The 12,569-nt window shown below is 72.1% G+C and carries 8 protein-coding genes; 3 read left to right on the top strand and 5 right to left on the bottom strand.

What is annotated here, in order from left to right:
• Nucleotides 1–239: 239 nt before the first annotated feature.
• The 4 genes from ald to ACIQJT_RS38290 all read right to left on the bottom strand — a co-directional run bounded on the left by ald (nt 240) and on the right by ACIQJT_RS38290 (nt 6,188).
• Nucleotides 240–1,355: an alanine dehydrogenase gene (gene ald, locus ACIQJT_RS38305; protein ID WP_159044427.1), complete on the bottom strand. Its 1,116-nt coding sequence runs from the start codon at nt 1,353–1,355 to the stop codon at nt 240–242.
• Nucleotides 1,356–1,501: 146 nt separating this feature from the next.
• A complete protein-coding gene (locus ACIQJT_RS38300) occupies nt 1,502–3,562 on the bottom strand; it encodes a tetratricopeptide repeat protein (protein WP_402650222.1) in 2,061 nt (686 codons plus the stop codon).
• Between the two features lie 249 nt (nt 3,563–3,811).
• Nucleotides 3,812–4,438, bottom strand: a complete 627-nt coding sequence (locus tag ACIQJT_RS38295; RefSeq protein WP_365457277.1) for an NUDIX hydrolase — start codon at nt 4,436–4,438, stop codon at nt 3,812–3,814.
• A gap of 85 nt (nt 4,439–4,523) precedes the next feature.
• Nucleotides 4,524–6,188, bottom strand: coding sequence for a CTP synthase (locus tag ACIQJT_RS38290; protein WP_365457275.1), 1,665 nt, complete (start codon nt 6,186–6,188; stop codon nt 4,524–4,526).
• 471 nt (nt 6,189–6,659) lie between these two features.
• On the opposite strand from ACIQJT_RS38290, the gene ACIQJT_RS38285 reads away from it, so the two are divergent.
• Both ACIQJT_RS38285 and ACIQJT_RS38280 read left to right on the top strand, forming a co-directional pair.
• Entirely contained in the window at nt 6,660–8,462 is a 1,803-nt protein-coding gene (locus tag ACIQJT_RS38285; protein ID WP_280908528.1) for a glycoside hydrolase family 15 protein, read from the top strand.
• Nucleotides 8,463–8,532: 70 nt separating this feature from the next.
• Entirely contained in the window at nt 8,533–9,915 is a 1,383-nt protein-coding gene (locus ACIQJT_RS38280; protein ID WP_402650221.1) for an FAD-binding protein, read from the top strand.
• On the opposite strand, the gene ACIQJT_RS38275 is transcribed toward ACIQJT_RS38280, so the two are convergent.
• The gene (locus ACIQJT_RS38275) at nt 9,902–10,858 is read right to left on the bottom strand and encodes an LLM class F420-dependent oxidoreductase (protein WP_402650220.1); all 957 of its coding nucleotides are present in this window, start codon (nt 10,856–10,858) and stop codon (nt 9,902–9,904) included. The two genes, ACIQJT_RS38280 and ACIQJT_RS38275, sit on opposite strands and share 14 nt — an antisense overlap.
• 54 nt (nt 10,859–10,912) lie before the next feature.
• Between ACIQJT_RS38275 and ACIQJT_RS38270 the strand changes: the two genes are divergently transcribed.
• The gene (locus tag ACIQJT_RS38270) at nt 10,913–12,544 is read left to right on the top strand and encodes a PucR family transcriptional regulator (protein WP_365457266.1); all 1,632 of its coding nucleotides are present in this window, start codon (nt 10,913–10,915) and stop codon (nt 12,542–12,544) included.
• The last annotated feature ends 25 nt before the right edge of the window (nt 12,545–12,569 follow it).

The following is a 12,569-nucleotide window of genomic DNA, read 5'->3' as shown; positions in this document are numbered from 1 at the left end:
TCGGCAATGAAACATCCCGCTGTCAAGGGCGTACGGCAGTCGCACGGCAGGTTTCGCCGGTGTACGAATCGGTTCAAGGGTTACGTTCGACGCGAGTTGACCGAGAGTCGCAAAGTGACCATACACACATCCGGCCGGACCTTGTGGGCAAGGTCCGGCCGCATGTGCCTCGTTGACGCGTCTTGTTGACGTATCGCCTTCGCGAAAAGGTGACTTAGCTCTCTGCCGAGGTCACAGGCTCAGCCGAGCAGCGACTCCAGCTCGACGTGCTCCAGGCCGTGCGCCTCCGCGACCTCCCGGTAAACGACCTTGCCGTCATGGGTGTTGAGGCCCTTGGCGAGCGCGGGGTCGCGGCGCAGCGCCTCCACCCAGCCGCGGTTCGCCAGTTCGACGATGTAGGGCAGCGTGGCGTTGGTGAGCGCGTAGGTCGAGGTGTTGGGCACCGCGCCGGGCATGTTGGCCACGCAGTAGAAGACCGAGTCGTGGACCTGGAAGGTCGGTTCGGCGTGCGTGGTCGGGCGGGAGTCCTCGAAGCAGCCGCCCTGGTCGATCGCGATGTCGACAAGGACACTTCCGGGCTTCATCCGGGAGACGAGCTCGTTGGTGACCAGCTTCGGGGCCTTGGCGCCCGGGATGAGCACCGCGCCGATCACGAGGTCGGCGTCCAGGACGGCCTTCTCCAGCTCGAAGGCGTTGGACATGATCGCCCGGACCTTGGTGCCGAAGACCTTGTCGGCCTCGCGCAGCTTGTTGATGTCCCGGTCGAGCAGCGTGACGTGGAAGCCCATGCCGACGGCGATCTGGGTGGCGTTCCAGCCGGAGACACCGCCGCCGATGACGACGGCACGCGCGGGCTGGGTGCCGGGGACACCGCCGGGCAGGACACCGCGGCCGCCGACCGAGCGCATGAGGTGGTAGGCGCCGACCTGCGGGGCGAGCCGGCCCGCGACCTCGGACATCGGGGCGAGCAGCGGCAGCGCCCGGGAGGGCAGCTCGACGGTCTCGTAGGCGATCGCGGTGGTGCCGGACTCGATGAGCGCGTCGGTGCACTCCTTGGAGGCGGCCAGGTGCAGGTAGGTGAAGAGCGTCTGGTCCTTGCGCAGGCGGTGGTACTCCTCGGCGACCGGCTCCTTCACCTTCAGCAGCAGGTCGGCCGCGGCCCACACCTCGTCGGCGGTGTCCAGGATCTGCGCGCCCTCGGCGACGTACTCCTCGTCCGGGATCGAGGAGCCGATGCCGGCGCCGCGCTCGATGACGACCTGGTGGCCGTGGCGCACGAGCTCGTGCACACCGGCGGGGGTGATGGCCACCCGGAACTCGTTGTTCTTGACCTCGCGGGGGATGCCGACCTTCACGTGGATCACGGTCCTTGGCTCAGAGAGTGTGTGGGGCAATACAACACATACCCGGGCATGCGTGGGCACACCAGGAGACACCGCAGGAGAAGGTGCGGCAGAGCCAGTCTAATGAAGGTGTTCCCGCTGTCTAGCCTTTCATTGCATCAATCTTCAGCGGATGTACTGCGGATTTCGCAGGCATTCTCGCCTTGTTTCGGGTCCTCGACCTGCTGGGGGCCGGTTTCTCCCCCGGAAAGCTCCTGTCCCAGCAGGCGTTCGGCGGCGCCGCGGTGCAGCCGGGCGGCCGCGGGATCGCCGAGGCGGTCCAGCGTGTCCGCGAGCCTGACCTGGAGCGCGGCCAGCAGCCGGAGGTCCTCGGCGCGCCGCGCCCACTCCACGGCCTCCTGGCAGGTGCGCAGCGACTCCTCGGGGTGTCCGGCGTACTCCTGGACCCGGGCGAGCTCGCTCAACGCCCGTGCGTGGGCGGGCACATCGCCGTTCCTGCGGTGCCCGGCAAGGGCGGCCCGCCAGTTCCTGACCGCCTCGCCGTAGTGGCCCGCACAGGTGTGGGCGGCGGCGATACGGCCGTACAGCCGGGCGGCCTCCTCTTTCTCGCCGCGGGCCAGCCGCTGGGCGAGGGCCCGGCCGAACCAGTCGGCGGCCCGCTCGTAGTCCCCGAGCTCCAGGTACGCGCCGCCTACGGATTCCATCGCGCGGCCGGTCGCATACGGGTCGTTCGCCTCCCGTCCGGCGTCCAGGGCCGCCCGGTAGCGGACCAGTGCCTCCCGGGTGCGGCCGGTCTGCGCGTCCAGGTCGGCGAGGTTCAGCAGGGCGGCGGCCTTCTCGCGGGGCAGGGCGCGCCGCTCGGCCACGTCCAGGACGAGACCGTGCAGGACGTAGAGGTCGGGGGCCGCGGCCTTCATCCCGAAGTGGGCCACCATCGTGCGCACGAGCTGCGACATCAGGCGCCGGGCCAGGGTGTCCAGCTCCCCGTCGGCGACCGCGAGACGGGCCGCGGCGAGCAGGGCCGGCCTGCGCAGGCGCAGCCAGTCCTCGGCGGCCCGCGGGCTCGGGAAGCGCACCGAGGGCGGCATGCCCTGGAGCTTCTCCCGGGCCTCGGGGCTGTCGGTCTCGGTGATGACACGCGAGGACTGCAACAGCCGTACCGTCCGCTCCAGCATGCGGGCGCGGGCCAGCCGGAGCTCGCCCGGCCGGTCCTGGGTGTCGGCGAGGGCCCTGAGCAGGGGGTGCAGACAGCCGGGGACCTCGTACTGCGGCAGCGGGGACTCCACGGCGTGCAGCAGACCCAGCGCCACGAAGTCGTCCAGGGCGGAGCGGGCCTCGGCCACCGAGCAGCCGGCGAGCGCGGAGGCGGTGTGCGGGTCGACGAGGCCGGCCGGGGCGAGGGAGAGCAGTCGCAGGGTCCGGGCCGCGGCTGCGGGCAGGGTGCCGTGGACGAGCCGGAAGACCCGGCTGAGCGGGCTCCCCTCGTCACTCTCCGCATGCAGTTGCTTGGCCAGATCGGCGACGGCCGCCTTGGGCCGGGCGGCGAGCCAGCCCCCCGCCAGCATCAGCGCGGCCGGATGGCCCTGGCACTCCTCCACGAGCCTCTCGGCGGAACGGGGGTCCACGGTCACGCGGACCGATCCGGTGTGCCGGGACAGCAGTTCCAGCGCGGCCTTGGTGTCGAGACCGCCGAGGGTGCAGGGCCGGACGTCCGCGATCCCGGTCAGCGGACCTCCCGAGACGGCCACGACCAGGCACTCCGGGGTGTCCGGAATCAGGGCGTCCACCTGTTCCGCGGCCACCGCGTCGTCGAGCAGGAGCAGCGCGCGACGGTCGGCGAGGGCTTCACGCAGCACCGCCGTGAGGTCGTCCTCGGCGGCGCCGGCGGGTGCCGGTACGTCGAGCGCGGTGAGCAGTTCCCGGGCGGCGTCGGCGACCGGCACGGGGGTGCCGTCGGGTTCGCTCAGCCGGACGCGCAGCACCCCGTCGTAACTTTCTGCGACCGTCCGGACGAGTTCCTCGGCGAGCGCGGTGCGCCCGGAGCCGGGGCGTCCCGCGATGAGCAGGACGCGCGCGCGAGGTGCCTTGCGGCCGGCGAGCGTGTCGAGTCCCGCCCGCTCGATGTCGGCGCGCAGCTCCTTCAACTCCCGCGTCCGCCCCAGGAATTGGCCCTCGCCGGACAACCGTACGCCGTCTGGGTCCACCGCCTGATCCGTCACGGGCACACTCCCGTCCCACCGCACGCGCAAAGCCCGCCGGTGACCCCGGTTCGGGCACCAAAAGCCTAGTTCACGCTCTGCAACGTTCCCGGCGGAGCGCGGCGGTGGAGTCCCTCGATCGGATCAACGGATCATAGGATCACCGGTTCCGGGAGTGCCGCTGTCAGGGACGCGCGGAACCGCGCGACCGGCCACGACGAAGCCGCACCCGGCAACGGACCGCCACAACGGCGCAGTCCTGGGTGCCCGTCACGCCTCGAACGGCCGCGCGGGCCACTCCGCCTCAGCCGGCCGCAACCCGTCCAACCCACCGGAGGCCCGCGCCGCGACCAACGACAGAACCCCCGTCACCAGGCAGTTGTTGTGGAGTTCCCCCGCCAGCACCCCCCGGACGAGCTCGGGCACCGGCACGCGCGCGTACTCCAGGTCGATCTCCTCGTGCTCGACCTCGAAACGCTCACCCTCCGCCTCGGACAGCCCCCGCGCCAGAAAGATCCGGATCGCCTCGTCGCAGCCGCCCGGCGAGGTGTAGACGTCCGTCAGCACCCGCCAGTCCTCCGCCTTGACGTGCGCCTCCTCGTACAACTCCCGCTGGGCCGCGTGCAGCGGGTTCTCACCGGGCACGTCCAGCAGGCCCGCCGGGATCTCCCACAGCTTCTGCCGCACGGGGTGCCGGTACTGGCGGATCAGCAGGACCCGGTCCTCGTCGTCGAGGGCGAGCACGGCCACCGAACCCGGGTGGACCTGGTAGTCGCGGGCGACCACCGTCCCGTCGGGCATGACCACCTCGTCCGTGCGGACGGAGGTCTTGTTGCCCACGAAGGGAGTCTTCGTGGCCCGGATCTCCCACTCCTCCGGGGCGTCCTTGATCGTCATGCCCTGTCCTTCCCCACCTGCGCAAAAGAAGCCGGGACGCCCGCCCTTTGAATGCGTGCGCCCCGGCCACCGTACAACTGTCGTGCTACTTGGAACTCTGCCGCTCGACCGCGGCCTTCACCAGGCCGGCGAACAGCGGGTGCGGCCTGGTCGGACGCGAGCGCAGCTCGGGGTGGGCCTGCGTGGCGACCAGGTACGGGTGGACGTCGCGCGGGTACTCGACGTACTCGACGAGCTTGCCGTCCGGCGAGGTCCCGGAGAACAGGATGCCCGCCTTCTTCTCGAGCTCGGCGCGGTAGGCGTTGTTCACCTCGTAGCGGTGCCGGTGCCGCTCCTCGACGTACTCCTTGCCGTCGTACACCTCACGGACGATGGAGCCCTCGGCGAGCTTGGCCGGGTACATGCCGAGCCGCATGGTGCCGCCCATGTCGCCCTCACCGGCGACGATGTCGAGCTGCTCGGCCATGGTGGAGATGACCGGGTGGCCGGTGGCCGAGTCGAACTCGGTGGAGTTGGCGTCCGGGATGTCGGCGAGGTTGCGCGCGGCCTCGATCACGATGCACTGCAGGCCCAGGCAGAGACCGAGCAGCGGGATCTTGTTCTCGCGGGCGTACTTGATCGCGCCGACCTTGCCGAGCACACCGCGGTCGCCGAAGCCGCCCGGGATGCAGATGCCGTCGACGTCACCGAGCTGCGCCGCGGCGCCGGCCGGGGTCTTGCAGTCGTCGGAGGTGACCCACTTGATCTTGACGCGGGCCCTGTTGGCGAAGCCGCCCGCGCGCAGCGCCTCGGTGACCGAGAGGTAGGCGTCGGGCAGGTCGATGTACTTGCCGACCAGAGCGAGGGTGATCTCGTGGTCGGGGTTGTGGACGCGGTCGAGCAGGTCGTCCCAGGTCGTCCAGTCCACGTCCCGGAACGGCAGGTCCAGCTTGCGGACGACATAGGCGTCCAGGCCCTCGCCGTGCACGGTCTTCGGGATGTCGTAGATCGAACGGGCGTCGGGGCAGGCGACCACGGCGGCCTCGTCGACGTCGCACATCAGCGAGATCTTGCGCTTGATCGCGGTCGGCACCTCGCGGTCGCAGCGCAGCACGATGGCGTCCGGCTGGATACCGATGTTGCGCAGGGCCGCAACCGAGTGCTGGGTCGGCTTCGTCTTCAGCTCACCCGAGGGGCCGATGTACGGCAGGAGCGAGATATGGACGACGAAGACGTTGTCACGGCCGACCTCGTGCCGGACCTGGCGGACCGTCTCCAGGAACGGCAGCGACTCGATGTCGCCGACGGTCCCGCCGACCTCGGTGATGACGACGTCGACCTCGTCGGTCGCCATGCGCCGGATGCGGTGCTTGATCTCGTTGGTGATGTGCGGGATGACCTGGACCGTGTCGCCCAGGTACTCGCCGCGCCGCTCCTTGGCGATCACCGTGTTGTACACCTGGCCGGTGGTGACGTTGGCGGAGCCGTCGAGGTCACGGTCGAGGAAGCGCTCGTAGTGGCCGATGTCCAGGTCGGTCTCGGCGCCGTCGTTGGTGACGAACACCTCGCCGTGCTGGAAGGGGTTCATCGTACCCGGGTCGACGTTGAGGTACGGGTCGAGCTTCTGCATCACGACGCGCAGGCCCCGCGCCTTGAGCAGCATGCCGAGGCTGGAGGCGGTCAGCCCCTTGCCGAGCGAGGAGGCGACACCCCCAGTGACGAAGATGTGCTTGGTCGTCGTGGCTGTGCTGTTTCGAAAAGCAGCGGTCATGGCCAAGAGGGGGCTCCCGTGGTCGCGATCTTGAGGTGCGGTTCGGGGGTCAGGCGCCCACCGGTCCACGGGCTACCAGGGTATCAGCGCCTCGGGGAGATGGCTTCCGGCCACGCTCCGCACACATGCCGACACGGACCAGCACGAAGACACCCGTTTCTCACCCGTTGCTCACCCGTTCGGCCCAGCCGCGTTGCCCGGAGCGGCACACAGATCATCTACGTGCGTCGTATCCTGCTCGGACACTCACTGCCGAGCCCGGCCGGAAACACGGGACCACCCCCACCCGTAGGCCCCGGAACAACGAGAGCTCGTCAGTTCGTTGAGCAGCAGTTGTCGTTTTGCCTCACAGCGGCAGGACTGTTTTGCTTCACCGCTCAACGACGCATTACAACGACCCCCTTGACCGCACCAAGCGACAGCCCCCTTTTTCCCTGAGGGGGTGACGTGGCCGTTCGACTGGAGTTGCACGTGGCCGGGCGCATCGAAGACTACGCACTCATCGGAGACATGCAGACCGCGGCGCTGGTCTGCCGGGACGGCACGGTGGACTGGCTGTGCCTGCCCCGCTTCGACTCGCATGCCATCTTCGCCGGCCTGCTGGGCACCGAGGAGCACGGCTTCTGGAGGCTCGGGCCCGCGCACGCGGCCGACGCCGAGCCCCCCACCGCCGCCCGGCGCACCTACCGCGGCGACTCGCTGATCCTGGAATCGGAGTGGGACACCTCACGCGGCACGGTCCGGGTGACCGATTTCATGCCCCCGCGTGACGGCGCCCCGCAGCTCATCCGGATCGTGGAGGGCGTCTCGGGCCGCGTGCCCATGCGCTCGGCCCTGCGGATGCGTTTCTCGTACGGCCGTGTCGTGCCGTGGGTCCACAAGCACGAGGGGCGCACGGTCGCCGTGGCGGGTCCGGACTCGGTGTGGTTCGACACCGACTGCGAGACCTACGGCAAGTCGCTGACGACGTACTCGGACTTCACCGTCGCCCCGGGTGACCGGATCGCCTTCACCATCTCCTGGCAGCCCTCGCACAAGGAGCCGCCGCCGCTGCCGGAGCCGGAGCAGTCGCTGGAGGCCACCGAGGACTTCTGGCGCGAGTGGGTCGAGCACTGTACGTACCACGGCCCCTACCGCGAGGCCGTCATCCGTTCGCTGATCACCCTCAAGGCGCTGACGTACGCCCCCACCGGCGGCATCGTGGCCGCCCCGACGACCTCGCTGCCGGAGGACATCGGCGGCGTCCGCAACTGGGACTACCGCTACACCTGGCTGCGCGACGCGGCCATCACCCTGTCCTCGCTGCTGCGCACCGGCTACCGCGAGGAGGCCCGCGCCTGGCGCGAGTGGCTCCTGCGGGCCGTCGCCGGCGACCCCGAGAACCTTCAGATCATGTACGGCATCGCGGGCGAACGGGAGTTGGGCGAGGCCGAGCTGGACTGGCTGCCCGGCTACGAGAACTCCGCGCCGGTCCGGGTCGGCAACGGCGCCGCGCACCAGCTCCAGCTCGACGTGTACGGCGAGGTCACCGAGGCCCTGCACCTGGCCCACATGACGGGCCTGTCCCGCAACGACTACGCCTCCCTGCTCCAGCTCAAGCTGATCCGCTACCTGGAGCAGCACTGGGACGAGCCGGACGAGGGCATCTGGGAGGTGCGCGGCCCGCGCCGGCACTTCGTGCACTCCAAGGTGATGGCCTGGGTCGCCGTCGACCGCACCATCAAGCTCATCGAGTCCGGTGACGCGGACGGCCCCCTGGAGAAGTGGCGCGAGCTGCGCGACGACATCCACCGGGACGTCTGCGAGAAGGGTTACGACAAGGAGCGCAACACCTTCACGCAGTCCTACGGCTCCAAGGAGCTGGACGCCTCCCTGCTGCTGATCCCGCAGATGGGCTTCCTGCCGCCGGACGACAAGCGGGTCATCGGCACCATCGAGGCGATCCAGCGCGAGCTGTCCACCCCGGACGGCTTCATCCTGCGCTACCCGACCTCCAGCGGCGACGAGAACGTCGACGGCCTCCCCGGCGACGAAGGGGCCTTCCTGGCCTGCTCGTTCTGGATGGCGGACGACCTCGCGATGATCGGCCGCGTGGACGAGGCGAGGAAGCTCTTCGAGAAGCTCCTCTCGCTCCGCAACGACCTCGGTCTGCTCGCCGAGGAGTGGGACCCGCGGTTGCAGCGCCAGGTCGGCAACTTCCCGCAGGCCTTCAGCCACGTCCCGCTCATCGACACGGCCCTGCGGCTGACGGCGTCGGGGGCGTACGGCGGCTGAACAGGACCTGAGCGCCGGGCCCGCCTAGGCTGGGAGGCACCATCAGCCCCTGCACGGAAGGGGGCGCCCCATGGCATCCCCGTCGAAGGCGGGCGCGGCCCTCACCGCGCTGCGCGAGGATCTGACCGGCGACGTGTTCGCCCCGGGGGATCCGGGCTACGACGAGGCCCGGACCGTCTTCAACGCGATGATCGACCGCCGGCCCGCGGTGATCGCGCAGTGCGTGGACGAGGACGACGTCGTCCGGGCCGTGCGCTGCGCCCGTGACCTCGACCTGCCGATCGCGGTGCGCGGCGGCGGCCACAGCGTGGCGGGCATGGCGTCGAACGACGGCGGACTGGTCGTCGACCTCCGCCACATGCGCGCGGTCACCGTCGACCCCGCGGCCCGGGCGGCGCGCGTGGCGGGCGGCGCCACGATGAGCGACCTGGACCGCACCTGCCAGCCGCACGGACTCGCCACCACCGGCGGGCGCGCCTCCACGACCGGCGTCGGCGGTTTCGTCCTCGGCGGCGGCAGCGGCTGGCTGGACCGGTGCTGCGGACTCGCCGTCGACAACCTGCTCGATGTGGAACTGGTCACCGCCGACGGCACACGGGTGCACGCGAACGCCGAGGACAACCCCGACCTGTTCTGGGCGCTGCACGGCGGTGGCGGCAACTTCGGCATCGCGACCGCGCTGACGCTGAGGCTGCACGAGCTGCCCGAGTTCTCCATCGCGCTGCTGCTGTACCTGCCGGAGTTCGGCCCCGAGGTGGTGCGCACCTACCGGGACGTGATCGCGGCCGGACCGGACGAGGCGTCGGGCGGGGTGCTCTACCTCACCGGCCCGCCCGAGGAGTTCGTACCGCCCGACCTGGTCGGCACCCTGCTGTGCGGCGTCCTGCTGACGTACGCCGGCGGGGAGGCGGACCTGCGCAAACTGGCCGAGCCGCTGCTGGCGCTGCCGCATGTGACGGAGATCGTCGGGGCGATGCCGTACGCCGACGTCCAGTGCATGATCGACGATCCGCCGGGGATGCGGAACCACTGGTCGGCGGAGTACCTGACGGGCGCGCCGGACGACTTCGTGGACGTCTACTGCGCCCGCGCGGACTCCCTGCCGGTGCCGACCGGCAGCCAGCAGGTGCTGCTGCCGCTGGGCGGGGCGATCGCCGGCGGTCCGCGCGAGTTCCCGGTGCCGTACCGGGACGCGGCCTGGGCCGTGCACCCGTTCGGGATCTGGGAGGACCCGGCGGACGACGAGCGGTGCGTCCAGTGGGTCCGGGACATGCGCGCCGACGTCCAGCCGTGGAGCACCGGCGCGGTCTACCTCAACTTCATCGGCGACGAGGGCGCGGACCGCGTGGTGGCCGGGGTGGGCGCGGAGAACACCCGCCGCCTTGCCGAGCTGAAGCGCCGGTACGACCCGGACAACGTGTTCCGCTTCAACCACAACATCAGGCCGGCCTGAGCGCCGTCAGCGTGCGTTCGCCGCCCGGGTCCCCCGCGGTGGCCGGCACCAGGGCGATCTCGTCCAGCCCCGCCTCGGCGTAGGCGTCGATCCGCGCCCGTACGGCGTCCAGGTCGCCCACCAGCCCGACCGTGCCCGCGGCCGCAGCGGGCAGGGCCCGCACCAGGGTCTCCCGGTCCGCGCCGCGCGCGGCGAGCTCCACCGCCTCCCCGAACCCGGCCGCGGCGAAGACCTCGCGGTAGCCCGGCACGGTCAGGTACCCGGCGATGCCGCCCAGCACCTGCGCGAGCGACCCCGGGCCGGGGTCGACGGCCGCGGGCAGCCAGGCGGCGAGCACGGGCGGGGTACGGCCCGCCTTCCGGGCCGCCGCGTCCAGGTCCGCGCGCAGGGTCCGCACCTGCTCCGGGGAGACCACGTCCAGCAGCATGCGGTCGGCGTGCGCGGCGGCCGTGGCGATCGCGCGGGGCCCGAACGCGGCCACCGTGAGGGGCCCGCCGGGCGGCGGCAGGCGGCGGCGGAAGGGGCTGCCGGGCACCACCGGTTCGCCCGGGGAGGCGTGCAGCAACCGTCGTACGGCCGCCGCCTGCTCCTCCAGTACGGCGGCGGGCCGCGCCCGGGGCCGGCCGTGCACGCCCTCGACCACCCGCGTGCTGGACGTGCCGAGGGCCACCCCGACCGGGCGGCCGACGAGGGCCGCGACCGAGGCGGCGCCGCGGGCCGTGGTGTACGGATCACGCACGTTCACCGGGACCGGTCCCGCGGTCAGCGCGACCCGTTCGGTGGCCCGCCCGATCGCGGTGGCGAGGACGAAGGCGTCCCAGGTCGGGCCCTCCCCCGCCCACACCTCCCGGTAGCCGAGCCGGTCGGCGGCCACCGCCACCCGTACCGGCTCCGCCACCGCGCTGTCGTCCTCCCGGGCCACGGCCACCACGCTGAGGTCCATGCCCCGGCCGTACCCCGGCACGGCACCGGGCACGCCTCGGGTAGCGTCCGGCTCATGGACAGCGGCACGAACAGCGGTTTCGGCACCCAGGGCGGCGGGATCACCGTGCAGCGCGCGCTGGAGCTGCCCGGTCTGCGCAGCGGGCTCCCGGAGATCCTCGCGGGCGCGGACAAGCTGCACCGGACCGTGCGCTGGGTGCACGCGGGCGAGGTGCCGAACATCGCCTCCCTCCTCAAGGGCGGCGAGCTGCTGCTGACCACCGGCTACGGGCTCGGCACCCGTCCGGCCGAGCAGCGCGCGTTCGTGCGGACGCTGGCCGAGCGCGGGATCGCGGCCCTCGTCGTCGAGCTGGGCCCGCGCTTCGCCCGGCTGCCCGCCGCCCTCGTCGACACGGCTCGCGCGACCGGCCTCCCGCTCGTCCAGCTGCACCGCGAGGTGCCCTTCGTGACCGTCACCGAGGAGATCCACACCGAGATCGTCAACGGCCACTACGCGCTGCTCCAGCGGGCCGAGGAGGTGCACCGGCGCTGCACCGAGGCCCTGCTGGGCGGCGGCGGGGTCCCCCAGGTCCTCGGCATCCTGGCCGACTTCGGCGGCAACCCGGTCTTCCTGGAGACGACGGACGGACAGCTCCTGTACGCCGCCGGGGAGGGCCCCGAGGGCGCCGACCCGCTCCAGGTGTGGGAGGGGCTGCGCGGCCAGCACAAGGACGCTCCGCCGTCCGGCTCGGTCCTGGTGGACGTCCCCGGGGGCGGGCCGGGGGCGGGTTCGGTACGGGCGCGGCTGGTGCTGCTTCCGGTGCGGGCCCCGCTGGCCCCCGTGCACCGCATGGCGGCCGAGCGGGCGGCGGGCATCCTGGCCGTCGTCCTGATGCAGGCCCGCCAGGAGGAGGAGCTCGCGGCCCGCGGCCGGGGCGACTTCCTCACCGACCTCGCCGAGGGCCGCATCACCCCCGAGGACGCGCCCGCGCAGGCGCGCGTGCTGGGTTTCAAGCCGGGCACCGGACCGCTGCTGCCGGTGGTGATGCACCTCGGCTCCTCCGGCGGCGGCTGGGCGGTCCTGGCCCGGGCGGTCTCCGAGGAGCTGGCCGCGGTCGGCGTGCCGGTCCTGCTCGGGGTACGGCCCGTCGAGGGCCGGGTGCTCGTCCTGCTCGGGCTGCGCTCGGAGTCGGAGCGGGCGGCGGTCGCGGACCGGGTCGCGGCGGCCCTGCGGGCGGGTGTGGAGCGGGCCGGGATGCAGCGGCCGGGCGCCCAGCCGCCGGTCGTGGTCGTCGGGGTCGCCGGGGGCTGGGCGGCGGCCTCGGCGGGCCTGCGCCACGCGGCCGAGACGGCGACGGCGGCGCAGGGCCTGTCGGACCGCCCCTGGTACGACGCCCGCCGTCTCGACATCGACCTGCTGCTGTGGCGGCTGCGCGACCACCCGGATCTCGCGGCCTTCGTGGACCGCGCCATCGGCCCACTGCGCGCCCACGACGACCGCTCCAGACCGCCCCTGCTGCCGACCCTGGAGACCTATCTGGCGCACGCGGGCCGCAAGGCGGAGACGGCCCGCGAACTCCATCTCAACCGGCAGACCCTCTACAACCGCCTCGCCCGCATCGGCGAGTTGCTGGGCACGGACCTCGACGACCCGCAGACGGTACTGGCGTTGAGCCTGGCGCTGCGGGCCCGCCGGCACGTGCCCTAGGTCTGCGCGCCTTTCCCGCGGGCCT

It is taken from the genome of Streptomyces sp. NPDC091972, from assembly GCF_044756385.1.
Taxonomy (GTDB): domain Bacteria; phylum Actinomycetota; class Actinomycetes; order Streptomycetales; family Streptomycetaceae; genus Streptomyces.
The sequence above is the reverse complement of the archived record's forward strand: the minus strand, read 5'-3'. Positions and strand labels throughout refer to the sequence as shown.

Excerpts from the sequence above, each read along its gene's own strand:
- ACIQJT_RS38295 (WP_365457277.1), bottom strand. The coding sequence starts at position 4,438 with ATGACGATCAAGGACGCCCCGGAGGAGTGGGAGATCCGGGCCACGAAG.
- ACIQJT_RS38290 (WP_365457275.1), bottom strand. The coding sequence starts at position 6,188 with ATGACCGCTGCTTTTCGAAACAGCACAGCCACGACGACCAAGCACATC.
- ACIQJT_RS38270 (WP_365457266.1), top strand. The coding sequence starts at position 10,913 with ATGGACAGCGGCACGAACAGCGGTTTCGGCACCCAGGGCGGCGGGATC.
- ACIQJT_RS38280 (WP_402650221.1), top strand. The coding sequence starts at position 8,533 with ATGGCATCCCCGTCGAAGGCGGGCGCGGCCCTCACCGCGCTGCGCGAG.
- ACIQJT_RS38275 (WP_402650220.1), bottom strand. The coding sequence starts at position 10,858 with ATGGACCTCAGCGTGGTGGCCGTGGCCCGGGAGGACGACAGCGCGGTG.